The 23,049-nt window shown below is 63.5% G+C and carries 23 protein-coding genes; 5 read left to right on the top strand and 18 right to left on the bottom strand.

From position 1 onward, the window contains the following. Window positions 1–23: 23 nt before the first annotated feature. The 7 genes from ABT061_RS00490 to ABT061_RS00460 all read right to left on the bottom strand — a co-directional run bounded on the left by ABT061_RS00490 (window position 24) and on the right by ABT061_RS00460 (window position 5,605). Window positions 24–1,211 (bottom strand): tyrosine-type recombinase/integrase, encoded by a 1,188-nt coding sequence (locus ABT061_RS00490; protein ID WP_350911145.1) that lies wholly within the window; start codon window positions 1,209–1,211, stop codon window positions 24–26. After that, the gene (locus ABT061_RS00485) at window positions 1,211–1,465 is read right to left on the bottom strand and encodes an excisionase family DNA-binding protein (protein WP_350911143.1); all 255 of its coding nucleotides are present in this window, start codon (window positions 1,463–1,465) and stop codon (window positions 1,211–1,213) included. The genes ABT061_RS00490 and ABT061_RS00485 overlap by 1 nt, the downstream gene beginning before the upstream one ends. Then, window positions 1,462–3,105: a replication initiator gene (locus ABT061_RS00480; protein ID WP_350911141.1), complete on the bottom strand. Its 1,644-nt coding sequence runs from the start codon at window positions 3,103–3,105 to the stop codon at window positions 1,462–1,464. The genes ABT061_RS00485 and ABT061_RS00480 overlap by 4 nt, the downstream gene beginning before the upstream one ends. Before the next feature lie 72 nt (window positions 3,106–3,177). Further along, entirely contained in the window at window positions 3,178–3,372 is a 195-nt protein-coding gene (locus tag ABT061_RS00475) for a hypothetical protein (RefSeq protein WP_350911139.1), read from the bottom strand. Further along, complete coding sequence (locus ABT061_RS00470) at window positions 3,372–4,811, bottom strand: FtsK/SpoIIIE domain-containing protein (RefSeq protein WP_350911137.1); 1,440 nt, start codon at window positions 4,809–4,811, stop codon at window positions 3,372–3,374. The genes ABT061_RS00475 and ABT061_RS00470 overlap by 1 nt, the downstream gene beginning before the upstream one ends. A gap of 81 nt (window positions 4,812–4,892) precedes the next feature. Next, on the bottom strand, window positions 4,893–5,171 hold the full coding sequence (locus tag ABT061_RS00465) for a hypothetical protein (protein WP_350911135.1): 279 nt from the start codon (window positions 5,169–5,171) through the stop codon (window positions 4,893–4,895). Further along, window positions 5,171–5,605, bottom strand: coding sequence for a plasmid replication, integration and excision activator (locus ABT061_RS00460; protein WP_350911133.1), 435 nt, complete (start codon window positions 5,603–5,605; stop codon window positions 5,171–5,173). The genes ABT061_RS00465 and ABT061_RS00460 overlap by 1 nt, the downstream gene beginning before the upstream one ends. Window positions 5,606–5,857: 252 nt before the next feature. On the opposite strand from ABT061_RS00460, the gene ABT061_RS00455 reads away from it, so the two are divergent. Next, a complete protein-coding gene (locus ABT061_RS00455; RefSeq protein ID WP_350911131.1) occupies window positions 5,858–6,748 on the top strand; it encodes a hypothetical protein in 891 nt (296 codons plus the stop codon). A gap of 23 nt (window positions 6,749–6,771) precedes the next feature. Here the strand turns inward: ABT061_RS00455 and ABT061_RS00450 are convergent, their stop codons facing one another. Both ABT061_RS00450 and ABT061_RS00445 read right to left on the bottom strand, forming a co-directional pair. Then, on the bottom strand, window positions 6,772–7,503 hold the full coding sequence (locus ABT061_RS00450) for a GntR family transcriptional regulator (protein WP_350911129.1): 732 nt from the start codon (window positions 7,501–7,503) through the stop codon (window positions 6,772–6,774). Window positions 7,504–7,769: 266 nt separating this feature from the next. Then, window positions 7,770–8,060 carry a hypothetical protein gene (locus ABT061_RS00445; protein ID WP_350911127.1) on the bottom strand — a complete coding sequence of 97 codons (291 nt, stop codon included), beginning with the start codon at window positions 8,058–8,060 and terminating at the stop codon, window positions 7,770–7,772. A gap of 347 nt (window positions 8,061–8,407) precedes the next feature. Between ABT061_RS00445 and ABT061_RS00440 the strand changes: the two genes are divergently transcribed. The 3 genes from ABT061_RS00440 to ABT061_RS00430 all read left to right on the top strand — a co-directional run bounded on the left by ABT061_RS00440 (window position 8,408) and on the right by ABT061_RS00430 (window position 13,490). Continuing rightward, a complete protein-coding gene (locus ABT061_RS00440) occupies window positions 8,408–9,700 on the top strand; it encodes an NsdA family TPR-like regulatory protein (protein ID WP_350911125.1) in 1,293 nt (430 codons plus the stop codon). A gap of 267 nt (window positions 9,701–9,967) precedes the next feature. Continuing rightward, the gene (locus tag ABT061_RS00435; RefSeq protein WP_350911123.1) at window positions 9,968–10,891 is read left to right on the top strand and encodes a hypothetical protein; all 924 of its coding nucleotides are present in this window, start codon (window positions 9,968–9,970) and stop codon (window positions 10,889–10,891) included. Between the two features lie 766 nt (window positions 10,892–11,657). Continuing rightward, window positions 11,658–13,490 (top strand): hypothetical protein, encoded by a 1,833-nt coding sequence (locus ABT061_RS00430; protein WP_350911121.1) that lies wholly within the window; start codon window positions 11,658–11,660, stop codon window positions 13,488–13,490. Between the two features lie 374 nt (window positions 13,491–13,864). On the opposite strand, the gene ABT061_RS00425 is transcribed toward ABT061_RS00430, so the two are convergent. The 3 genes from ABT061_RS00425 to ABT061_RS00415 form a co-directional block, all read right to left on the bottom strand. Further along, window positions 13,865–14,122: a DUF6221 family protein gene (locus ABT061_RS00425; RefSeq protein WP_350911119.1), complete on the bottom strand. Its 258-nt coding sequence runs from the start codon at window positions 14,120–14,122 to the stop codon at window positions 13,865–13,867. A gap of 28 nt (window positions 14,123–14,150) precedes the next feature. After that, complete coding sequence (locus ABT061_RS00420; protein ID WP_350911117.1) at window positions 14,151–14,804, bottom strand: DUF6461 domain-containing protein; 654 nt, start codon at window positions 14,802–14,804, stop codon at window positions 14,151–14,153. Between the two features lie 864 nt (window positions 14,805–15,668). Next, window positions 15,669–16,472 carry a site-specific integrase gene (locus tag ABT061_RS00415; protein ID WP_350911115.1) on the bottom strand — a complete coding sequence of 268 codons (804 nt, stop codon included), beginning with the start codon at window positions 16,470–16,472 and terminating at the stop codon, window positions 15,669–15,671. A gap of 1,120 nt (window positions 16,473–17,592) precedes the next feature. Between ABT061_RS00415 and ABT061_RS00410 the strand changes: the two genes are divergently transcribed. Then, complete coding sequence (locus ABT061_RS00410; protein ID WP_350911113.1) at window positions 17,593–17,826, top strand: hypothetical protein; 234 nt, start codon at window positions 17,593–17,595, stop codon at window positions 17,824–17,826. Window positions 17,827–18,265: 439 nt separating this feature from the next. Here the strand turns inward: ABT061_RS00410 and ABT061_RS00405 are convergent, their stop codons facing one another. The 6 genes from ABT061_RS00405 to ABT061_RS00380 all read right to left on the bottom strand — a co-directional run bounded on the left by ABT061_RS00405 (window position 18,266) and on the right by ABT061_RS00380 (window position 22,465). Continuing rightward, a complete protein-coding gene (locus ABT061_RS00405) occupies window positions 18,266–19,447 on the bottom strand; it encodes an NAD(P)/FAD-dependent oxidoreductase (RefSeq protein WP_350911111.1) in 1,182 nt (393 codons plus the stop codon). An 80-nt stretch (window positions 19,448–19,527) separates the two neighbouring features. Beyond that, entirely contained in the window at window positions 19,528–20,580 is a 1,053-nt protein-coding gene (locus ABT061_RS00400) for an RNA polymerase sigma-70 factor (protein WP_350911109.1), read from the bottom strand. Window positions 20,581–21,319: 739 nt separating this feature from the next. Further along, the gene (locus ABT061_RS00395) at window positions 21,320–21,619 is read right to left on the bottom strand and encodes a helix-turn-helix domain-containing protein (RefSeq protein ID WP_350911107.1); all 300 of its coding nucleotides are present in this window, start codon (window positions 21,617–21,619) and stop codon (window positions 21,320–21,322) included. A 5-nt stretch (window positions 21,620–21,624) separates the two neighbouring features. Then, window positions 21,625–21,969: a type II toxin-antitoxin system RelE/ParE family toxin gene (locus tag ABT061_RS00390; RefSeq protein WP_350911105.1), complete on the bottom strand. Its 345-nt coding sequence runs from the start codon at window positions 21,967–21,969 to the stop codon at window positions 21,625–21,627. A 28-nt stretch (window positions 21,970–21,997) separates the two neighbouring features. Beyond that, window positions 21,998–22,141 carry a hypothetical protein gene (locus tag ABT061_RS00385; RefSeq protein ID WP_350911103.1) on the bottom strand — a complete coding sequence of 48 codons (144 nt, stop codon included), beginning with the start codon at window positions 22,139–22,141 and terminating at the stop codon, window positions 21,998–22,000. Window positions 22,142–22,336: 195 nt separating this feature from the next. Beyond that, window positions 22,337–22,465 (bottom strand): hypothetical protein, encoded by a 129-nt coding sequence (locus tag ABT061_RS00380; RefSeq protein WP_350911101.1) that lies wholly within the window; start codon window positions 22,463–22,465, stop codon window positions 22,337–22,339. Window positions 22,466–23,049: the final 584 nt, after the last annotated feature.

Genomic DNA, 23,049 nt, shown 5'->3' with positions numbered 1-23,049 from the left:
GCCTTTTCGATCTTCCGTGCCCGTTACGTGCCCGATCTCGATGGATCTTCTTTCTTGAGGGCGGCTTCGGCGAGCTTTCCCATGCCATCGGCGATCATCTGATCCCGCCCGTTCTCGGTGTGCAGATAGATCAGCGCCGCCCGCGTGGTCGAGTGCCCCATCCGGTTCATCAGCTCCCGCAGCGTCGCACCCGACTGCGAGGCGAACATGTTGCCCGTATGGCGAAGATCGTGAAAGTGGACACCCGAGAGGTTCGCTTCCTTCAGAGCCCTGGCCCAGATCCGGCTGAAGGCCGACCGACGCAGCATCGCACCCTTCGCGCCGAGGAAGACGAACGCCTCGTCATGCTCTTCGGTGTACCTGTCGAGGTGCGCGCGAAGCTCCGAGACGACCACCTCGGGAAGAGCCACCGTCCGCGTACCGGCCACTGACTTGGGCAGGCCGACGGTCACCGATCCGTCCTTGAGTTCGGTGGTGGAGGCCACGACCCGGACCGTCCGGGCATCCAGGTCGAGGTTCTTGCGCCGAAGCGCCGCCAGCTCACCCCACCGCAGACTGCCGAACGTCGCCAGGAACACCAGCACCCGGAAACGCGGTTCGATCGCACCGGCCAGCGTGAAGACCTGTTCCATGGTCAACGTCGGACGCTCGGGCGACTCCTCCTTACCGCCGCTCTTGATCTGGCACGGGTTGGACTTGATCATCTTGTCCTCCACCGCCGTGTTCATGATCGCCTTGAGCAGCCGGTACGCCTTGGCGACAGTGACCGGCCCGACTCCCCCGTCCAAGAGCGTCTTGCGCCACTTGCGCACGTGAGCCGCCTTGATCTCACTCACGGCCAGATTGCCGAAAGTCGGGACCAGGTGCAGGCGGAGCAGACCCTCATAGAGCTGTACCGTCTTGGGCCGCAGGCCGGGACGCTCGTTCACCCAGTCGGAGCCGTACTCCTTGAAGGCCACCTTGCCGAGGTCCGGATTGCTCCAGTCCTCCACGAGGATCTCGGCCTCCTTCTTGGTCAGCCAGACCTCCGCGTCGCGCTTGGTCGCGAAGGTCTCCGGGGCCGCCCGATCGATGTCATCCGGTCCCCGGTAGCGAGCTTGGAACCGGCCGGAGGGCAGTTGCCGAACGCGCCCGAAGCGCCTCTTGGCCGACTTGCCCTTGGCGGAGTTCCGGGGCTCTTCCTCAGGGGTGGCGAGTGTGGTCCTGGCCATTACGCGGCCCTCCTGCGTCGTGTGGTGGTGATCGGTTCGACCAGCCCGGCGGCGATGAACGCCTCAAGGGCCGCTTCAGGGATGCGGACGTTGCGTCCGACGTGGATGAAGGCGATCCGTCGTTCCTCGATCAGGCGCCGGAGGAAGCGGACCGAGGTGTTCAGCCGTTCGGCCGCTTCTTCGACGGTGAGCAACCGGCCTTGCGCGAGTTCCGGGAGAGGCGAGGTGGGCTCTTGCCTGGTCTTCCTGGTCATGCCGCCACCTCCAGTCCCGGAGTTGCCGAAAGATCTGGAACAGGGAGGCCGTCCGCTCGTGCCTGGAGTTCGATCAGGCGTGCGCGGGTGCGCTGACGGTTGGCGACCTCGCGCAGCAGTCGTTTGGCCAGTGGGGTGCGGTTGGGGTCTTTGGAGGAGACCGGCCGCCAGACGTAGCGGTGCGGGTCGGTCACGGTGTCGTCGGGGAGGCCGAGCATGTCGAGCACCCAGGCCCGGCGATCCTGCTTGTGTTCGCGCAGGGTCTTGTTCGACCACTTACGCGAGACCAGGACGCGACGGCCCGCGTAGCCGAGGTGTTCGGCCTTGTGCGCCTTGCCCTTGCACCGGCCCGGCAGCATGCCCGCCTTGGCGCCCTTGGGCTGTACGCCGTACCGCAGCCAGTTCGGGCAGGTGGGCGAACACGGTTCGTAGCGGAGAGCCTCGACCATCCGGGTCGCGTGGTCGCGGCGGGCGTGGTTGTCCGGGTCCTCCGGGTCGAGGGGGTCACCGAGGCTCTTGGTCAGGTACTTCGACAGGTAGCCGATGCACTGGTCAGCGTCCGGCGATCCGGCGAGCACGCCCTGAACAGCGACCTGAGCACCGAAGCGCACCACGTGCAGAGGTTCGGCCGCCTCGTCGGTGCCGAGCTGGTCGAGCGCCTCGTCCCACGTCGGCAGCAGTTCCCCAGTCGCCGGGTCGAGGTAGTCGCCGGCCTGCCCGTCCGGGTAGGGCTCAGCCCGTTCGGCCCGCTCACTCCAGACCGGTAGATGGCCACCGTCGAAGCGGACTTCGTCGATGGACGGCCACCACACTTGGTGGTAGGTCGCGGCGGCAATTGCCTTGACCTCCGCACGCGGCATGGTCCCGCGGATCGCCATGTGCAGATGCGGGGCGAGCCGCTTCTGTGGTTCGACGGAGGCGAAGTACTGCACGTCATAGCCCGCCACCCGCCGCAGGTTCTGCACGAACCGATCGACGAGCTTGGAGAAGTGCAGGGCGTCACGAGCAGCCGCCGCGTAGTCGTACGTGCTCGGGTTGACCGGGACACCGTTCCGAACGCGTCCGTAGGACGGAAGGGTCAGCGTGACGAACAGGGACGGCCGGTAGACCTTGCCGTCGGAGGCGATGAAGGTCCGTCCGAGGGTCGTGTCCTGCTTGGCCCGCTTGGGCAGGTCCGGGGCGTCCTGGCGCCGCCTCGTCGAGCGAGAGCGCTTGGGAGCAGTCCGCCCGCCCAGGACGTTGCCCCGCATCCCAGCGGCGTTGATCTCGGCGTCAATGCCCGCGATGGCCTCGTCCCAGTCAAGGGTGTCCTCCCCGTCCCTCTCGGCCTCGTCTCGCTTGGCCTGCACGTCGGCCCGGAACTCGATCAGCCACCGCTGGTCTTCCGTGGAGGGGTTGGGTTCGGCGATCGGTTCGTGGTCGAGGTGCCAGCCCTCCCGGCACTGTGCCCGGCGGAGCTGGCGGTTGCGGTTGGCACACGGCGGACACTTGGCCTCCTGCGTAGCACCGCAGGGGATGTTGAACGACTCGGAAGTGCCGGTGTGGGTGTCGAGGCGCCGCAGTTCGATCGGGCGGATGCAGAACGCCGTTGTTCTTGGCGACCTCGATCGCGACGTCCAGGGCGAACGGCAGGGTGTCACGGACGAGGCGGGGCAAGGTGCGGTCGGAGCCATCGGGCGGGGTGGCGGACGGTGGAGCAGGAGGGGTGTCGGTCACATGGCCTCCTCTCGGTTGACCACGTCAGCGGCGATCCGGCAGGCGTCGCTGTAGGGGTGTTTGCGGAGCCGGGCGGTGTCGAGATCGACGATCACCGTCACTTCGGCGAGGTCGGAGCCGTTGGACGTCCGCAGCCGCCGGAAGGGCAGGCTCTCGATCTCGGCCGGGGTGCCGTGCAGGATGACTCTCATCAGGCCCCCTCGACCATCAGCGGCAGCGTGTCAGCGGTGAACACGGCGACCATGTCGCGGATATCGGCATCGGAGACGTAGGCGGCACGGGCACGCATCGGCTCGGGTGAGGTCTCCAGACGGGTGTAGGCGATGCCCGCGCCGAGGTCCGGCTGAGGTGAGATCAGGTCAGCCAGCGCGCCCCGATCCCGAGCGCCGTCACCGAGGACCATGTCCACCTGTTCGGACTCGTCCAGCCGCAGCGCGATCTTGTCGGGGAACAGGTTGCGGATGCTCAGCACGTCCTTGCGCGGGTCCTGCAACGCCGCCAGGACGCCGACCCCCACCGCACGGCCCTGCGTGGTCAAGGTCGCCAGCGCTGCCGAGATGCGGAGCTTGAGCCCCTTGTCGGACTGGTAGGCCGTCAGGAACGCCACCTCGTCGACCACGACCAGGACGAACGGGTCATCCACGGTGGGGACGTGGTTGCGCTGAACTCCGGCGAACCGGCCCGCCCGCTCCTGCATGATCTTCACGGCGGCTTCCAGCAGATCGGCGCACGTGGCCGGGTCGGCGGCGTAGCGGTCGAACAGGTCACGGCCGAAGGACAGTTCCATGAGCTTGGGATCCAACGCCCAGATCTCGACCAGGCCCGCCCGTACCGCAGGCAGCAGACCCCGGATGGTGGACCAGATGATCGAGCCCTTGCCCGCCCCGGTGGCACCGGCGACCAGGACGTGAGTGCCGTGGACCTTGAGCCGCCACGGGGTGCCGTCCTCCTGCTTGCCGATCTCGACCGGCCCCACCGACGCCACGGCGGGAATCGGTAGCGCGGGTAAGGGGACGGCCAGCGGATCGCGTCGAGGAAAGGCCAGCAGCAGACGGCCCGACCGGGCGACGGTCACCCGGCACGAGGTGGCGCCGAATCCATGGGCCAGGTTCTCGATGCGGTCGGACCAGTCCTTGACCGACTGTCCGGCGAGCATCTTCACCGTGACCAGGTCCGCCCACGAGGTGCAGGTGACGCGGACGAGGCGAGGCAGGTAGTCACGGCCCCGCAGGTGACGGCCGAGACCGGAGACGATCATCACCGGTTGCCAGTGCCGCCGGTAGATCCACACCCGTCGCCACCAGGCCAGCAGCCGCCAGCCCACCAGGCGCAGGAACGAGGCCCGATCGACCAGCCGCCACGTGGTGAGAGCGACGGGCACCAGGACGAGAAGCGCGATGCCCCACTGCCAGCCGTACAGCCAGCTCAGCACGCCGGGAGCGACGGCGACGGGTGAGGCGATCGGGTAGCGCCACAGCAGCCGCACGGCACCGGCCAGCAGCCGCCAGGTGAAGATGACAATGGTGACGATGGCGGGGGTCTTGAGAACGGCCGGGCGGAACACCACAGCCGTGTCGGGGGTCGTCGTGACGAGGTGTTGCGCCTCGTCACCGGGCAGTTTTTTGAACATAGGCTTGAGCCCTCTCTTGATTTGCTGTCTGGGGAGACGAGGGGCCGCCGGAATGCCAGTTCCAGCGGCCCCGCTTACGTGTCAGGCCGCTTTGCCCTGGTCGGACTCGTTGGCCGGGGTGGTGAACTTGCTCTCGACCGAGCGGGCGAATTGGTCGGCCTCGTGGGCGAGCTGGCGGGCGAACTCGACGTCGGAGGCCGTCACGAGGTCGCCAGCCGAGGTGGTGACCAGGAGCGAGACGGCGCCGAAGTCGAGCGCCAGGACCGGGGTCCGAGCCGGGTAGGGGTGGTTGGTGGCGCGGGCGCCACGGCCGGTGTTGAGGGTGATGGTGCTGATGCGGTGAGTCCTGCGACGCGTCATCAGGCGACGTCCTTTCCAGCGGTGGAGGTGTGCTTGGCGGGTGCGGAGGCGACGGGACCGGTGCGCGGGGCACGCATCTCGCGGACCTTGATGGAGTAAGCGAGACGTCCAGCGCCGTTGACGTACGGGGTGGCAGTGACGTGATCGAACTCGACCGGGGTGAAGGGCAGGTTCGGCATCGGGGCCGGCGGAACGGGCTGGACCGGGGAGAGGATCTTGACGGCCACGGTCTTCTGTCCGGGCTTGACGGTCGGGTCGGCGTCCATGACCGCGACCTGCCAGACGAGTTCTCCGGTCGTCTTGTCGCGGGACTGGACGAAGCGACCGTTGGTGGAGGCGTCGAAGTCCTTGACCGCCTCGACCTCCCCGACGACGTAGCAGCCGTGCGGGAAGACCTGGGCGAAGCTGACGGGGATCGGGCCTTGCAGAGCCATGACAAGCTCCTTCTGTTGAGTGGCAGGCACTTAACCTATCAACTTGCTTGAGAGTACGACGGCTTACTTGGTAGGTCAAGTGCCTAAGTAGGCTCAGGGTGAGGCGACACAAGGAAGCCGGTAGATCCGCCCATCCAGAACGTCTACACCGAATCGACTGAAACCACCTATGCTGCCGGAATGATCAGGTCTCGCGCCTTATGCAACGCTCTAGCTATAGGTGTTGTGTTAGCCACGCTCGCGGCTTCTCCTGTGTCTGCACAGCAGCCCGACGAGGTCGACATCAAGCTGCCCGACGCTGATGTGACCTTGCATGAGCGCGTCCACGATCCCGTGAAGGTCACCGCCTTCTCCCGGGCCGTGAGCGACTCACGAATAAACGCTTACCTTCGCGTCTCGGACAAGGGCAGATTCGCGGAGAAGAAGGACTACACAGAACTGGTCCCCGCGCCGAAGGGCGGCAGGGTGGCCGGCGTGCCTCAGTCCTCTCCAGGCGAGTTCGACTCGGTTGTGATTTTCGACGCCAAGGGCAAGGCCACACGTATTCGCACAGTGCGCAAACCACTGCAGACCAGAGGCATCCAGTGGTCGCGCGATGGTCGCAAGCTGGTGTTAACCGTTGAGAAGGAGCACTTCACCACGGTTGGTTTTGCGACGGTCAACATCGCCACAGGCGCTGCGAAGGTCGCCACGGTTCGCGGAGTCGATGGGCTCGCAACTTTTCAATGGACACCAGACGGCAAGCACCTCGCCGCCGGGTACGCAGACCCCTACCAAGGGGTACGGCTGTATCGGACAGACGGACGCATGCATCGCACGCTGCGTAAGGTCGGCTGGATCATCGGCGACGACTCCTTCTCCCCCTCGGGCAAGCAACTGCTCACGGTCTGCCCGGCCACCTACAACGAATCCAGCTACTGCCTCTGGAACGTGAAGTCCGGCAAGCTGGCCACACGAGTAAAGATCAAATTTAATAGCACGTATGGGTGGTGGGATGACCGCCACCTGGTCAGCAAGGTCGATAGGGATGGCGCTCGACAGATCGTCGTGATTGACCTCAAGGGAAAGATCACTCGCGTCCTTGCACACGACCGCACGAGACTAGGCCGAGGTGTCGCGCTCGTCTACACGCCAAGCAACTAGCACGAACCTTGGACTCTCACGATTCACCCGATCGGGTAGGCATCCTCCAGCTCGTGCCGATCGGCGGGGAGGAGAACCTCCACCACAGCCAGAGCCGCGCCTGAAGCATCCTTGACTGCACCGTAAACGGCCAGCAGCGGCGCGTTCTTCGGCATGCCGAGTCGCTTGATCTCATCGGTTGTGGGCATGCGTGCGGTGATCTGCTCCACCACGTGGTCGAACCGTACGCCCTTGCGGGACTGGAGGTGTTCGCGAAGGCCCTGCGGGAGGGGATCGGCGCTGGTCAGGTCGGTGCCCTGGGACAGTTCGATCGGCACCCACAGTGAGACCATCTCGGTCGGCTCTCCGTCCCGGCTGACGAGTCGTCGGCGCAGGAACGCCTTGCTCTTCGGAGTCAGACCAAGCAACGAGGCGACGCGGTTGGGGGCGGTGATCGCCGCCGCCTCGATGACCTCGCCCTGCGATGCGCTCTCCGGAGCGATCAGGTACGCCTGTCCGGGACGGGGTTGTTCCATCGAGGTCATCGCCGGACGACCGCGCACGAAGCGGCCCTTACCCTGCTGGGAGTCGATCCAGCCCTGTTCGCGCAGCACGCGCAGTGCGGCGACGACGGTGGGCCGGGAGACACCGAACTCGTTGATGAGCTGGTTCTCACTGGGCAGGAGTGAGCCCGGAGGGTAGTCCCCCGACTCGATGCGCCGTTGAAGTGCCTGAACAAGCTGGGCGTACTTCGGAGGCACGGACTCTAGTGACATTACGACCGTCCATCACCCGACAGGTTGTTTGACCAAGTCAGAGCGTAACCTGGCTTCCCCCGCCTGTCACGTCACCGGAAGGCAAGGGGAACGAGAACAGAGAAGGTCCCGGCAGGCAGAGAGAGGGAAGAAGGGCGCCGCGGTTACACGGGTGGGGCCGCATACGCCGTCTCTGCTACCTGCCGGGACGTGATCAGACGCGACGGGGCAGCGGTAACGCTCTTCGGTGCCCTCCGCACCAAAGGACACCACCCCGCCGCGTCCGCCTATCGACCGACGTAGTCGGCCAGAACCTGGGCAGCGCCCGCCACGTCGCCGATCGGGTGGCGCTTCTCGGCCGACTGCCAGGAGTAGAAGGCTCCGCCGTAGCCGACGAACACCCACACCGGCAGGCCGACCTGTGGGCGGGGAATCATCAGCGCACTGTCGTTGTCGCGCAGTTCGGCCCGTACGCCGAGCCGCAGCAACGCGTTCCGCAGTCGGGTGAGGGCATGCGCCTCGTTCTCCTGGCGTTCCTGCTGTAGGCAGGCCGCAGCGGTCTGCATGATCGGGTTCATCTCACGTTCCTTTCGACCCGGCCGGTTGCGAGGCAGTCGAGACATTCCTGTTCTCCCTGCGTCTCGGGATCACCACCGCTCTCGCCGACGAGAAGGGCACGGCGCGAGCTGCGCAGCTTGGTTCCACGTCCCCGGCACGCGGGGCAGGGGCGTGTCTCGCTGGTCTCCTCTGGCCGGGTCACCGTCGCCATCTCCTCGAATTTGATCCGCGTTCCCTGCGGCGGAAAGCGGGCTGACGTACCGTGTTGCTTGATGGCAAGTCCACCGGCAATTCGAGAACGACAGGACCCCCAAACGGCCCCCCTGAATCCCCCCTCTTGAGCCCCCAGCCGGGAGGAAGGTCCCAGATGCCCGACAACATCCCCAACGTCCAGCTCCGGGCGTGGCGTAACGAGCACCGTCTGACGCGCGCCGAACTGGCCCACCGGATCAATGCGACGCCGGTCGGCATCAAGGAATCGCTGGCGTGCGATGAGGAGCGCATTCGGCGCTGGGAGGCCGGAGAGGTCAGATGGCCCCACTCTCCGTACCGGCTCGCCATCACCCAGTTGACCGGACTTCAACCCGAAGACTTGGGATTCCGGCCGAACAGACGCGGGGCCGGCCAACTCATCGAGGCCACCAGCATCATCCCCATGGACGCGCTGCGAGCCGAGGCCGACCTGTACGGCACCATGGAACTCGCCCAGCAACTCCAGGCGTCCGACGTCGGAACCGGCACGCTCGAAGCCCTCGCCGAGGCCGTCGATCTACTCTGCCGCGCCTACCCTGTCGTTTCGGCCGCCACCTTGCGCGACCGGACCCAAAAGCGTCTCTCCCAGGTCAATGGCCTACTCGGCGGACGGATCACCCTCGCCCAGCACCGCGAATTGCTTGTCATCACCGGATGGCTGACGGCCTTGCTCGGGTGCGTTCACTACGACCTGGGAGAGCGTGAGGAGGCTGAGACCGCCCGCCGCGCCGCCTACGAGATGGGCCGCCAGGTCGGGCACGGCGAACTCATGGGCTGGGCACATGAGATGTCTGCGTGGTTCGCCCTGGTCGAAGGTCGCTATGAAGACGTCGTCACCTCCGCTCGCATGGGCCAGGCCGTCGCCGGCCAATCCAGCGCTCAGGTTCAGCTCACCCTGCAAGAGGCCCGCGGACTGGCCCGAATTGGCGACCGCCGCGAAGCAGACAAGGCCCTCACTCGCGGGGCCGACATCCTCGCCAAGCTTCCCATCCCGGAAAATTCAGACCATCACTTCGTGTTCGACCATGCCAAATGGATCTTCTACGCCGCCACTGCGTACACCTGGCTCGAAGACAACGACCGCGCCGAAGAGCATGCCTTGGACACCATCCGGATACACACCCGCCCAGACGGCACGTCCAATGCCCCCATGCGAGTGGCAGACGCGCACATAGATCTCGGAATCGTCCATGCGCGGCGCGGAGACCTGGATGCGGCCGTCAAACAAGGCATGAGCGCCTTTGACATCGAACGCAAGTCGCTTACCGACCTAGTCAATCGTGCCGGAGACCTCGCACGCGTACTACGTCAACGTCATCCCCGCGAAAGACTTACCGAAGAGTTTTGTGACCGTTATGTGGCGGCACGGCGCGCCCTAGTAACTCATCAGCCAAACCTTCTTGATTGAGCGTCTGACCAGCTCGAAGACACTGCCAGCCCCCTGGCGGCACCTCATCGAGCCATTTCAAGGCGTCAGGTAGCCACGTTAGCCGCAGCACGCGGGCGAAAAATCGTCACCATACGTCCCCTGCGTCCCAATTGCCCATCACCTCTCCGGGAAGCACAAGGCATTGTGGTGCGACAACTGGACGCTTACAGTGTTGATCCGTCCGGAAGGTCTCCCCTATTCGGACTAGGCGGGATCATAAATTATGCGCATCCTAAAAGGGTTACGATGAGTGTCCGCGAGCAGTGGGACGGCGGGGAATGGCAGTCACATTGCTGCCAACTTCTCAGCATGAAACATGGTGAAGACATTCAATTTATCCCCGATCGCGTTCGTGGTGATGGGGGCTTAGAAGCCTATCGGCTAGACGACGGGATCGTTTACCAATGCTACGCCCCTAAAGACGCATTCACCGTCCAAGCTCAGACCGATGGACAAAAGAGCAAAATTAATGACGACCTCAACAAGCTCGTCGCAAAAATAGACGAGACCGTCGCACTACTCGGTGAAGGTTACCTCATAAGGCGCTGGGTTCTTTTAACTCCTGAGTATGACGACAAAGAGCTTGTGAAATATGCTCGCAAGAAAAGCGCTAAGATACGCACACAAGAACCTCCTGTTTGGTGTCATAGCGACTTTCAAATTGTGATTAGCACCGACAGAGAATTGTTTGGCCCTCAACTTGCATCGCTACATGGCATTGCAGCAAGCGCCATACGTTTAACCATAGACGAACCCACAGAAGAAGAGATCAATACAGCAGTCAGCGAAGACATCATACGACGACTCACGCATAAACTACGCACGAATAAGCAGCTTGCAGCTGATGACGAGTATCTTTCGGGTTATCGCTCAGAAGTTTTGCTCGATTACGTTTATGGGATGAATCAACTAGAGGCATTGCAGAATAGGTATAGCCTTGCATACGATGCCGTAACACGAAGAGCCAGATTAGTTTCTCGCAGCCTCCATCGTCGTCGAGAACCCAGCACCGGCAATACTTCACACCTTGAAAAACTAGTGGAACAACTTGCAAGCGGATTTTCTGCAGATATTCCAAGTCTAACAGCGATAGCGTGTGAAGACTTCGCACGTCACTACACCGCCACCTGGCTTATTGCGTGTCCATTGCGGTTTACGGAGGAATCGTGATTGCCGGCGAGCCTGGCCCTCAGGCACGTTCCGGAATCCTGGAAATGGCACCAAAATCGAGGCGACACCGACTGCCATTACCGGCAGGAGGCCTGACATTTGAAGAAACGCCCCTTCCATTACCAGGAAGAGATCGCATAGCTTGGCGAGTAGCGTCCATACTGCTCTGCCTTTCTTACTGTAGAGGCCAGTCCGCAACGGTTGAGCAGCTTCATATTCTCTCATGGGCGTTGCGTGATGAGCAGAACCTGCGACAACTGCTATCTGCTTGGAATCGCCCTTCATCCTCGCCAGGGATTGTTAGAGTATGGGATTCGAGTTTAGACGATACCCTACAACTCGCTAGGGCAGCGGAGCTCATCGGGCAACGCAACAATGGTCGCCAGTTTTTGGCAGCCCGAGGACTGGATTTGGTAAATGCGATACGCGCCGCTGACAGTGAACTAATGCTCTCGGAACGTCAAGGACTAACGCGTATCTCTCCGATTACTGAAGCGGGCATGTGGAACCGACTGGGGAAGCGCCCATCAGTACCTAAAAATAGATCGCAGAGGAGTTCCCGATGACTATACGGATAGCCTCAGTGAGGCTTGATGTACTTAGTACCCTCGGCCCTGCGTCTTATGAAGCCAGACTATCTGCTGGCCTCAACGTGCTCAATGCTCCCAATAGCTGGGGAAAATCCACTTTATTGCAGAGCATCGTATACGCCCTAGGACTAGAGGGAGCTTTATCTGCCTCTAGACGGTCGCCACTGGGACCAGCAATGACGCAGGCGATTGATACATTGCGTGGTAGAGGTGGGGTGATCGATTCCTCCGTTACCGTCACGCTATCGAACAACCACGGCAAGTATTTGCGCGTAAAACGCTGGGCGGTAAATCAGGATATTGCCAGAACTCTAGTTCACGTCTGGCTAGCAGACAATGAGCGAGCGCTCAATACTGCACCGCGCCAAGATATGTTTGTTCGGGAACCGGGCGCAACATTTAGCGACGTCGGTTTCCATCGGGTACTTGAAGAGTTCCTTGGGTGGTCACTCCCTCAGGTCCCTAGCTTTTCAGGCGGGGAAACGAAATTATATTTAGAAACACTTTTTCCCTTATTTTATATCGAGCAAAAGTTCGGCTGGTCGGGCGTTGCTCCACGGGTCCCAACACATTATGGCATCCGCGATCCATTACGGCGGGCAGTAGAGTATGTCTTAGGTCTCTCAACACTTCAAGCTCTAAAAATTCGAGAAGCGCTACGAGAAGAGGAAGTAGCGATAGGCCAGACATGGGCCGGAGCTGTCGCGCGTATCAACGAAGCAGCACTTTCCGAGAACTTGCGAGTGACCCTTCTGTCGACTAATCCAGTGGGATCAAGCCAGAGAAGATCCGCAGTGTTGGAAGCAGGCGACGGGCAGACATGGATTCCTCTCTCGCAAGCCCAGCCCGTCTGGCGCGATCGTTTAAATGCACTAATGGGAGAGGTTACAATTGCAGGAGACAGAACCGATCGCAGCCGAGCCGATCTAGTAGCTGCGGAAAGAGAAGTTCGTAGGCTTGGAGCCATTGTTCGAAATATTTATGAGCAGATGTCACTTGCTCAGTCCGACTTAGATGTACTTGTCTCTCGGCTGGCAAGCATCGAGGCGGACAAAAAGCACCTAAGGGACGTCCAGAGAATCCGAGTCCTTGGAGGAGAGCTCTCACTACCTTTAATCTCCGAAGGGCGCTGTCCTACGTGCCAGCAAGAAGTGGATAACCGGCAGATAGAGACACATGCTGTAGCCAGCATAGAAGACAACGTGGCTTTACTTGACGCGGAGCGAGCTGCGTTGTTGTCAATGCGTATAGCAAGCGAAGACCGCATTCAAAACTTCAGTGCATCACTGTCCGCTGCTGAGACCGCATTAGGTGGCGCCCGAGATCAAGTGCGGATGCTTCGCGATGAACTTGCAGGCCCATCGGATGCTCCCAGTCTGGCTGAAGTACAAGAACGACTCAGCCTTGACAATCGGCTCAGAGGAGCGGAACGAGTTCAGGCCGTACTGCTAGCGGTTGAAGATGAATTAGACGATCTAGCAATTCGCTTGGATGATGTACGGACTAGACGTGCAGCATTGGACTCCGATGGCAGCAATCCCGCCGACAGAGCTTTGCTCAGCTCCTTCAGAAGTAATTTCCAACAACAATTATCGGCTTATGGCCTGAGGAGCATCGCACCCGAAGAGGTCACCATCGATGAACGTACGCTCCTGCCAGTCAACGATGGGTTCGAGCTTAGTTTCGATGTGGCAATGGGGATAAGCGCTTCAGATACTATCCGCACGAAATGGGCGTATCACACCGCGTTAATGGAAACAGCCACCTCTTATGCTAGCGGGCATCATTTGGGCGTCCTCGCCCTAGATGAGCCACGCCAACAGGAAACCGATCGAAAGAGCCTTGCCGCTTACCTTCAAAGGCTGAAACGAGATATCGGTCTAGGGCAAATCATCTACGCGACTAGCGAGGATCCCGCCATGCTAGAAAATTTGCTGGAGGGAATCCCCCACACTCGTCTGCCAGCGTACGGCCACCATCTGATCGACCTCACGTCGACTGCGGGATAAGACAGACTGCGGGATAAGAGCACTGCCGAATTAGCCTTGTAGGGATCAAGAGGCGGCGGCGCTGCGCGCCGTCGCCCGGCCCTGCGCCTACCAGCGCATGCCGGGCATGCGGCCTGGGGGCCGGTCCCGGCACGCGCGCAGGACTCCGGGCCGTCGCCGCACGCCCGCTGCGCCGCACCCACGTCATCCGCCGGCCACTGGTCGCGCCGCCGCCCTCATGCAGCACGACGATCGCCACGGGGTGGCCGAGTCTGCCGTGGTCGGGGGCGATCGAAGATCCGGGATTCGTTCCTCACCCCGGCTCACCGATAAGCACGGCTTACCTATCGGCACAGGGATCGCATCACCAAGACAGCCGTGGCAATGAACAGGTTCTAGGGTCGCCACTCCTCACGGTATTCAGGGTGCTCAAAGTACGACTGGGCGAGCACTCGAAGGGTGTATGTGAGACCGGCGAAGCGCGCGTCTGCGGGATCCATTGCCGCGTACTCCCGTGCCAGCATGTCGATCAGGTCGAGCATCGGGAGGTGGCTGTCGAGGAGAGCGTCACCGCCGAAGCGGTAGGCCACCTCGGCATAGGCGTGGTTGTCCGCCTGGTTACGGGCGTGGAGAAATTGTAGGAGGTCGATCATGAGCTGATTTTCGTATGACTCGATCCTCTCAGGGGATCAAGCCTCCATCAGACCCGGACCGCTTCACGGTGCCCCACCTGAAGGTGAGGCTTTTCAGGAGTTCCTCGGTCGGCCTGATTCCGGTCAGGTATTCGATGAGGAGGAATGCCGGCCCTCTGTAGAGACGGGGAATCGACGGATAGAGCTTGTCGATCTCCTCCATGGCGTCGGCGAGTTCGTCCGGGGGATCCATGACGAAGGCGTCGTCGCCTCCGTAGAGGTATTTGATCTCGCCGTCTTCGCACCAGTAGAAGTCGTCGGTGTCCTCGACGCCGAGGGCGGTGTGGAAGACGAGGCGGGTGCCTTCGGAGAGCCGGGTGATCAGTTTTTCCTCGATGCCGATCCAATCGGGGTAGAAGATGATGCTCCAGTCACCTAGGGAGGCGACTCCGAGGGGTTCCCCCGGGCGTGGCCAGTCGTCGGGTTCGTCGGGCAGGCGGGCGGGTTCGAAGTCTGCGTAGTGGCCGCCGAGGCGGGCAATGGCCTGTTCGGGTGTGATGCGGAGGTAGATGAAGCCGTAGCACTCCTCGCCGTATTCGCCGCAGAGCCAGGAGACATCGATGGGCTGCATGATCATGTCGTCATGGTGGCAGTCGCCGCCGACAGAAACGTGCCGCTCCGGGAGCGCGATCAACTTATCCATAGCGACCTGTGCTGCACACGCTCGCATTTCCGCCCCCGTGACCTGCTCATCGAGGCACCGACAGTAGGAGCGCACGGGGCCGACTGCAGCCATCAGAAGGCGCCTGTAACCATCACAGCCGACAGGTCACAGGCTTGTCACCTTGGAGGAAGATCTCGCCCCAAGTGTGTCTCTGCCCAATGCTCGCCCAACCGACAGCCCAGGGCCGATTACGAATGACGTATCCGCTGGTCAGAGACTTTTCTCCGGACGTGTGAGGGTGCGCTTCCTAAACCCGGTGTCTTTGCGCGCGCATCGATGTGGGAAGGCGCGGCAGTCGAGGGGTCATGCGCGGGTTGCGCGATATCTACGCGATGATCTCCGCTTCGAGGCTGATCGCAGGGCAATAAGTCCAGGTCATGGGCTGCTGTTCTGATAGCTCCTGGCGGTCTTGAAAACCGCTAAGCCTCCGGCGGGGGCACTTCGGCTCCGGGATGATCGACGTCGCACCATGAAGGCCGTAGATGGTTGAGGTGGAAGCCGGATCTTCCCGCCTGCCACGTCCCAGGCAAGCCCAACATCTCGACTCCTCCGGATCAAGTGGGTGCGTCCGCACGGGGTTCTCAGGCCGTGCCCGTTGCGTGCCCGTCAGCAGAGGGAGCAAGGGGAACTCACGGGGAACCACGGGCAACCGAAGCACTCCCCCGCAGGTCAGCGTCTTCCCAGCTCAGCGACCAGTCGTGATAGAGACTTCCCAAGCTGACAGCGCGGGTTCGATTCCCGTCACCCGCTCCACGCTTCAAGGCCCAGGTCAGGGATGGATTCCCGACCTGGGCCTTGTTTGTTTCTAAAACTGTTTGATCTTCGCGTGCCATTAGCTCTCGATCAGTACACCGGGATCAGCATCCCCGCCGAGCCGTCCTCCTCGTCGTCGCGCCCAATGATCTGCCGATCGATCGCGTCCGTGATCGTTCTGTCGGCACCCCGCACGGCGTGCTGATAGATCATCGCGGCGCGCACGTTGTCGTGACCCATCCGGGCCATCAGATCCTTGAGCCCCGCGCCGGACTCTGCGGCGAGCATGTTGCCCGTGTGACGGAGATCATGGAGGTGGAGACCGGGAAGACCCATCTCCCTGACCACATCCACCCAGCGCGTGCGGGTGTCGAACCCGCTGCGCCGGAGCGGGCCGCCCTTGGCACCGGGGAAGACGAGCGCGCCGGGATGCTCCTGGACATAGGTGGCCAGGTGCTCCCGCAGCACCGAAATGACGCCCTGGGGGATACCGACCACGCGACGCCCGGCCTTGGATTTGGGCCGGCCAAGGACCAGCTCACCCGTGGAGCGCTCGACGAAGGCTGCCCGGATGCGCACCGTCCCCGCATTGAGGTCGATGTCACTGCGGCGGAGCGCGCTCACCTCGCCCCATCGCAGACTGGCGAAAGTAGCCAGGAGCACCAGGGCGTGGAAACGCCGGTCATGGGTGCAGTCGGCCCGACCGTCCGTGCCCATCTTCCACAGTGCCCGTTCGGCGTCCGCCCGTGTGGTGAAGACCTCCGGATGGGTGCGCATCTCGCCGTGCCGCTGGAAGCGCAGCCGATAGGCGTTGTCTTTGAGCTTGCGGACGTTGCCGACCGGACGACGACCCACGAGGTCGGCCAGCTCGAAGACCTGGGCCACGGTGAGCACCGGGCGCTCCTGAGCGTGCTCGTCGCCGGCCCCGCGGATCCGGCACGGGTTGCGCGAGATGATGGTGATCCTCTTCGGCCGCCGTCATCAGCACGGCCCGCAACAGGCGATACGCCTTGGCCGCCATGCTGACCGAGACCCCGTTGCCGAGCAGGTCGGCCCGCCACTGCCGAATCATCGCGGTGGAGAGCTTGCCAAGCGGCGGCGCGCCGCGCCGCCGTACCCGGCCCTCTGCCGCCCGCCGGCCGGGCGTGCGGCGTGGGCGCCGGTCCCGAACGGCGGCGACCCGGGCCGTAGCCGTACCGCGCACCCGCCGCACCCAACGAACCCGCCGACCTCAGCGACGCATCGCCGTTGAGCACCTCATGACGTCTCTTGCGACTCCAACACCCCGTGCTCAGTCCAATGCCACGAACGCCGGTGAGACGCCGCCTTCCACGTCTCAGTAGCCGCCACCGCACGAGCTACCCAGTCCCGCAACTCTGGCAGAGCAGCCCTGCGTAGCTCTTCCCTGATCTCAGCACGATCCGCAGACCGGACAGGATAAACCGACAGCGCAATCCCATAGACGTCCGGATGGATACCGCCCGCACGGCCCGGACGCCATCTAACCTCCAGCACCAAGTGCTGCGGCACATCGCCTAAGAAATCCAGCTCAGGAACATGCTGGAAGTGCTCCCCGAGCACCTCACTCAGATCCGACCGAGTCAAAGGCCAAGAAGCCCCCCGAGCCAATCGCCGATCACGAGCAGACATATCCACCTCACACAACTCACCCTCGCTCAACTTTGTGAGCGTAAACACCAGCCTCCGGCGGGGGCACTTCGGCTCCGGGATGATCGACGTTCAAACACTAGGCCCATAGATGGCTGAGGTGGAAACCTGATCTTCCCGTCTGCCACGTCCCAGGCGAGCCCAACAGCCCGACTCCTCCGTATCAAGGCCGTCGGTGACCGTTGGCGTCCAATGCCCGAGGAACGCCTACCGGCTGGCGTACACGCGAAGACGGCCTTGCTCCTCCGTCCCTGGGCTGTTGCCCCTCCGGGGTGGGACGAAGCAAACGGGACGATCAGGCGGGCGGGGTGTGCGCAGGTGCGCCCCTACCCGCAGAATTCTCACCGTGGAAATCATTCGGGTAACAGCTGACGTGATCACCATAAATCTCGGGCCAGACGATGCTCTCGCGATCAACAACGCCCTCAACGAGATCTGCAACGGCGGGCACATCGACGACAGGCACTTCCATACCCACCTGGGTGTCGATCGAGAGCAGGCCCGCGCAGTGTTGCGCGCAATCAGCGGCTCCATCGAGGCGATGAAGGAACAACGCCTGGCCGAGGGCAAGGGGTGGTAGACCACTGGGCCGCAAGCTGACCGTCGTGCCATTACTGGGCGTGAACGCCCGGGGTTCCACGCCAGATTCCGCTGAATAATCTCGGCCGTGTCGATCTCCGCGAGGCGGATAGGAACATCAGCGTGCTCATCGCACCATGCCACGATCGATTCAGTGGTCGCAATCGTAAGTTCTTCAGGGATTGACGGTTCGACTGCCGATATCCCACCGGTATGCGATCAGGCATTGGTGAGGTGAAGGTGGCAGATGTCCTCGGTGGTGCCGTCGAACCAGACCTGATCTTCGTACTCACCGGTGCTGGCCACGTAGACGGCTGTGCCCCAGCGGGGGCGGATCCGCCGTAGCGCAGCCGCATCAGCGACAGGGGACGCCCGAGCAGTTCGCTCGTATGCAGCGGCCGGGCGAACGGGCAACCACGCTCGCCCGGCAACGCTCTTCGTCATGACCGGGTGAGGGGTCGGGTCTCCACTGCGCCGGTGACCGCGAGGTGGCGGCGGCGGCTCGGCATCATCAGGGTCGGGTGGGAGATGCTCCAGGCTGCGCTAGCGCAGATCATCTCCTTGATGCGGGCGGCGGTCCGGCCCGTGAAGACGGTGGACGTGACCTGATCGTCGGGGGTCACGCGCTGGATGATTCCATCGCGGCGTCCGAGGCTGATGCACTGCAAGGAGTAGCCGATCGTGGTCTCGGGAACCTTGCGACCGGTCAAGCGCGCGGCGATGACGTCGGCTGCCAGCCACGCCATCGGGTTTCCCGAGGCGCAGGACATCCGCAGCGGCTTGCCACCCGCTCCTTCGGCGAGCGCGGCGTCGCCGACGGCGTACACATCGGGGTGCGAGACCGATCGCATGCTGGCGTCGACGACGATCCGGCCCGTGTCGGACACCTCAAGGGTGGTGGCGGCCGCGATCGGGTGCACGGTGAAACCCGCGGTCCACACGGTCACCTGGGCCCGGATCTTTCTGCCTGCACCGGTGACCACGCCGTTCGCTTCGACACGCGTGATGTCGGCATGGTCGTGGACCGTGATGCCGAGCCGGTCCAAGGCGCCGCGCAAGTGGCGCTGGGCCTTGTCACTGAGCCAGCCGCCGACGCGGCCGCGGGCGGCGATCGCGACCTCGAGATCCGGGTGGGCTTCGGCGATCTCGGTGGCTGCCTCGATGCCGGTCAGGCCGCCGCCCACGATCAGCACGGTCCCACCGGGCTTCACCTCGCTCAGGCGCGCCCGCAGTCGGAGAGCGGCCTGCTTGCCGGCCACGTTGTAGGTGTGCTCTGCGATACCAGGGGCGCCGTGATCGGCGATGGCGCTGCCCAGGGCGTACACGAGGGTGTCATAGACGAGGGTCTCACCGCCGAGATCGACGGTCTTGCCTTCCACATCGACAGCGGTGACCCGCGCGGTCCGGACCTGTACGCCGGTGCCCGCGTAGAGGTCGCGCAGTGGGCGAGGCTGCAGATCTTGCCCGCTCGCGAGCTGGTGCATGCGTATCCGTTCGACGAACTCCGGGTCGCCGTTGACCAGGGTGATCTCGATGTCGTCGCGGTGCAGCCGCCTGGCGAGGCGACCGGCGGTGTTGGCTCCGGCGTACCCGGCTCCCAGGACGACGATGCGGTGCTTCATGGCTCGCTCCTATCTGGTTGCTTTCACCTCCTGAACCGGACAGGCGCGCGATCCCTGACAGCGAACGAGTGTGATCCGGGTCACCAATTCACCGCTAGCGGGCGATGGGGTCCAGCGGCCGCCCACTGGCGCGCGATGCGCTGAAGTTTGTCCGGGTTGACCTGGATGTGGATCGACGCCAGACCGTCGGGGGTCGCATCGAGGCAGAACACGCCGATGACCTGCTCGTCGACCTCGGCCAGCACGGCAGGACCGCCGTTGACGACGGCGGCGTAGAAGGCGGGACTGCCACCGACGAGGGCTCGCTTGGCATCGCTCGGCTGGAACAGAGCACGCAGGTACTTAGCGATGCCCATCGCTCCGATGACCGGGGTCCTGCGGGCATGAACCTTGCCGCCGCCGTCGGCCATGCTGACCGCGTCGTCGGCGAGCAGCCGGATCAGTGGCTCGGTGTCGCCGCTGAGGGCCGCGGCGAGAAACTCCTCGACGATCTTCCGCACGGCGACCGCATCGATCTCCGTGCGGGATCGTTCGACAGCCAGATGCTGCCTGGCACGCCGGTAGATCTGCTGGCAGTTCGACTCGGTGATGTCCAGAATCTCCGCGATCTCGCGGTGCGCGTACCCGAACGCCTCGCGCAGCACATACACCACGCGCTCATTGGGGGACAGCCGCTCCATCAGGGTGAGCATCGCCATGGAGACCGACTCACGCTGCTCGAAGGTGTCGGCGGGACCGAGCATCCGATCTCCGTCCAGCACCGGCTCAGGAAGCCACTGCCCCACGTAGGTCTCCCGCCTGGCCCGCGCCGAGGTGAGCTGGTTGAGGCAGAGATTGGTGAGCACCTTCGTCAGCCACGCTTCGGGCGTCTCGATCCGTTCCCGGTCCGCCGCATGCCAGCGCAGGTACGTATCCTGCACCGCGTCCTCCGCATCACCGGCCGATCCCAGCAGCCGGTAGGCGATCGCCTCCAAGCGGCCCCTAGAGCTCTCGAACAGATCGGCCTCGTGCGTGCGGAGCGACATTGCCCCATGATTGGTCATGCGCGCAGGCCGCGTCCACACCGTGTCCACCGTGATCCGGTGGCGGCGGGCGATCTCGGCGTTGGACAGGCGGCGGGCGGCGTCCAGCACGATCCGCGCGGATCACCTGCTGGTAGGGGCTGGTGCGAGAGTAGGCCACGGTCTCCAGCCACCGGCGTTCATCTCGGGTCACGGTGATCGGACGGGCACAGGGGCGGGCACGAACCGGCACTCACTTCACAGACGATCATCATCGGGAGGGGAGCTGACCGGCAGTCGTAAGTCATAGGAGAGGCAGGGGCGGATCTACCACGGAGCACTCCGAGTCCGGATGTCGTGCCCGTTGCGTGCCCGCCGGCAGAGGGATCAAGGGGGACTCACGGGGAATCACGGTCACTCGCCCCGCTCCCCCGCAGGTCAGCGTTTCGCCAGCTCATCGGCCAAGAGCGTTAGAGACTTCCCAAGCTGGCAGCTCAAGGGCGGAACACCCCCAGACCGGGTAGTTGTCGGTCTCCTCTGCGAAGATCATCGCAGGTTTAATCCTTCAGGAAAGGCATGTTGATGAGCGGTGCAGCGGCAGGAGAGTACGAATGGCTCTATCAAGAGTTCACTGATGATGCCGGCGATACCTGGCTTTGTGTCAGCTTCGTGCAAGGCTTACCCCCTCGTGAAGTTCTGCACCGGATCGACGTCGTTCCCGGAACCGTTAGCGATTTCGATTCCCGTCACCCGCTCCAAGAGCGAAGGCCCAGCTCAGGGATGGATTCCCGATCTGGGCCCTGTTTTCAGGGTCGTTCGGCTCGGCTGCTCCCACTTCGGTGATCTGCGGCTCCGGAAACACATCGGAAGATCAGCTCGCCTCGCGCAGGGGTTGGAACTGAACGCTCAGCCGCATCTCCAGAGCCTCCGCGAGCCGCTCCAGCATCGGGATGGTCGGCATCGTCCCGCCCGCCTCGAACCGTGCCACCGCCGGCTGCTTCAAGCCTGTCCGTTCAGCCAACTCGCTCTGGGTCAGACCGAGCTGCTCACGGCGCAGCCGTACCGCCTCCCCCAGCTCAAACCGGATCCTGGCGGCCTCATACGCCGCTCCGGCCCCCGGACGGCTCATGATCTCAGCCCGCTTGGCACCCCAGCTCTTGCGCTCACCCATACCGCTCACTCCTCGTCTGCCGCGTGAGCCTCGGCGATACACCGCTGCATGGCCCGCCACGCCCGCTCGATCTCAGCGGACTCGCGCATCCGCTGCTTGCGGAACACCGTCAGCATGATGATCCGCCGACCCGGTGCGATCCAGTAGGTGATCCGTACCGCCTCCCGGTCGAGGTGGAAACGCAGCTCACGTAACTTGCCGCGGAGCTGACGAGTGTAGGGCTCATCCAGCAGGACACCACGCTCGGCCAGCAGGTCGACGTAGAACGCCGCCGTCTCCTGCCCCTCCTGATCAAGCGTGTCGAACCACTCATCGACCTCTGGCTCCAGTTCCACCTCTCCCCAGTTCATAACACGGACGTTATAGCGACGGCAAGTATCACGCCCTGGAAACGCTCCTGCTCTTCCTGCCGAGAAAGGTCTGCAGCGGGAGGCCCATGAGCACGCTCTGCCCCGAGGGCAGTCGTCCGGCTTCCCACGCAACGTTGATCACGTGCCAGAACAGGCGGGGAACCACGGTCACTCACGGGGAACCGTATCCCGCCTACCTGCACATCTGTTTTCCCGGCTCAGCCCACCAACACCAGCAGCCGATTCCCAAGCTGACAGCGCGGGTTCGATTCCCATCACCCGCTCCACTTATGAAGGCCCAGGTCACGGATAGTTTCCGAACCCGGGCCTTCGTTGTTTTCCGAGCCTCTTCGATCTTCCGTGCCCGTTACGTGCCCGATCCCCGTGGATCTTCTTTCTTGAGGGCCGCTTCGGCGAGCTTCCCCATACCGTCGGCGATCATCTGATCCCGCCCGTTCTCGGTGTGCAGATAGATCAGCGCGGCCCGCGTGGTCATACGGCGGCGCGCCGCGCCGCCGTATGCCCCGCGCCGGCGCCCCCGCGCCGCGCATGCGGCCTGGGGCCCGATCACGGCGCGAGCACCGCGCGGGGCATCGCCGTAGGCACACCGCGCCGTACCAGGCCAACGCGCCGACCACCGGCACGCCGCCGCCAGGTCGCTCCGACAGCTGGCCTGGCTACTACGCGGCGCCTTTGACATCCTTCGGATCCCGCTGGCCACTCCGCTCCCGCCAGACGTGCACGACCACGGCCACGATCTGGAGCAGTATCCCGAGCGACCCGAACACGAACATGCCGAACAACCACCCGGCAGGCATCGGACCGCGAAATCCGGAGAGCCCAAAAACCACGCCAGCACCAGTCCACCCATGGAAGACGAACCAGAAAGCAGCCCCAAGCCTGAACCAGATAGATCGCTGCCATTGCATGTTGCGAACTCTCCCATCAAAGAGCCATTGCTAAAAGAGCGCATCCGGCGGGGGTACTCGGCTCCGGGATGATCGACGTTCCAGCACGAAGGCCATAAGTAGTTGAGGTGGAAGCCAGATCTTCCCGCCTGCCACGCCCCAGGCAAGCCCA

It is taken from the genome of Streptosporangium sp. NPDC002544 (assembly GCF_040295965.1).
In the GTDB taxonomy this organism is placed as follows: domain Bacteria; phylum Actinomycetota; class Actinomycetes; order Streptosporangiales; family Streptosporangiaceae; genus Streptosporangium.
The sequence above is the reverse complement of the archived record's forward strand: the minus strand, read 5'-3'. Positions and strand labels throughout refer to the sequence as shown.

Bases quoted from the DNA above. Each gene is read 5' to 3' on its own strand.
- ABT061_RS00475 (WP_350911139.1), bottom strand. From the start codon at position 3,372: ATGAGAGTCATCCTGCACGGCACCCCGGCCGAGATCGAGAGCCTGCCC.
- ABT061_RS00445 (WP_350911127.1), bottom strand. From the start codon at position 8,060: ATGAACCCGATCATGCAGACCGCTGCGGCCTGCCTACAGCAGGAACGC.
- ABT061_RS00460 (WP_350911133.1), bottom strand. From the start codon at position 5,605: ATGGCTCTGCAAGGCCCGATCCCCGTCAGCTTCGCCCAGGTCTTCCCG.
- ABT061_RS00405 (WP_350911111.1), bottom strand. From the start codon at position 19,447: ATGAAGCACCGCATCGTCGTCCTGGGAGCCGGGTACGCCGGAGCCAAC.
- ABT061_RS00450 (WP_350911129.1), bottom strand. From the start codon at position 7,503: ATGTCACTAGAGTCCGTGCCTCCGAAGTACGCCCAGCTTGTTCAGGCA.
- ABT061_RS00395 (WP_350911107.1), bottom strand. From the start codon at position 21,619: ATGGGTGAGCGCAAGAGCTGGGGTGCCAAGCGGGCTGAGATCATGAGC.
- ABT061_RS00380 (WP_350911101.1), bottom strand. From the start codon at position 22,465: ATGACCACGCGGGCCGCGCTGATCTATCTGCACACCGAGAACGGGCGG.
- ABT061_RS00485 (WP_350911143.1), bottom strand. From the start codon at position 1,465: ATGACCAGGAAGACCAGGCAAGAGCCCACCTCGCCTCTCCCGGAACTC.
- ABT061_RS00490 (WP_350911145.1), bottom strand. From the start codon at position 1,211: ATGGCCAGGACCACACTCGCCACCCCTGAGGAAGAGCCCCGGAACTCC.
- ABT061_RS00435 (WP_350911123.1), top strand. From the start codon at position 9,968: ATGAGTGTCCGCGAGCAGTGGGACGGCGGGGAATGGCAGTCACATTGC.
- ABT061_RS00430 (WP_350911121.1), top strand. From the start codon at position 11,658: ATGACGCAGGCGATTGATACATTGCGTGGTAGAGGTGGGGTGATCGAT.
- ABT061_RS00420 (WP_350911117.1), bottom strand. From the start codon at position 14,804: ATGGATAAGTTGATCGCGCTCCCGGAGCGGCACGTTTCTGTCGGCGGC.
- ABT061_RS00390 (WP_350911105.1), bottom strand. From the start codon at position 21,969: ATGAACTGGGGAGAGGTGGAACTGGAGCCAGAGGTCGATGAGTGGTTC.
- ABT061_RS00470 (WP_350911137.1), bottom strand. From the start codon at position 4,811: ATGTTCAAAAAACTGCCCGGTGACGAGGCGCAACACCTCGTCACGACG.
- ABT061_RS00425 (WP_350911119.1), bottom strand. From the start codon at position 14,122: ATGATCGACCTCCTACAATTTCTCCACGCCCGTAACCAGGCGGACAAC.
- ABT061_RS00465 (WP_350911135.1), bottom strand. From the start codon at position 5,171: ATGACGCGTCGCAGGACTCACCGCATCAGCACCATCACCCTCAACACC.
- ABT061_RS00440 (WP_350911125.1), top strand. From the start codon at position 8,408: ATGCCCGACAACATCCCCAACGTCCAGCTCCGGGCGTGGCGTAACGAG.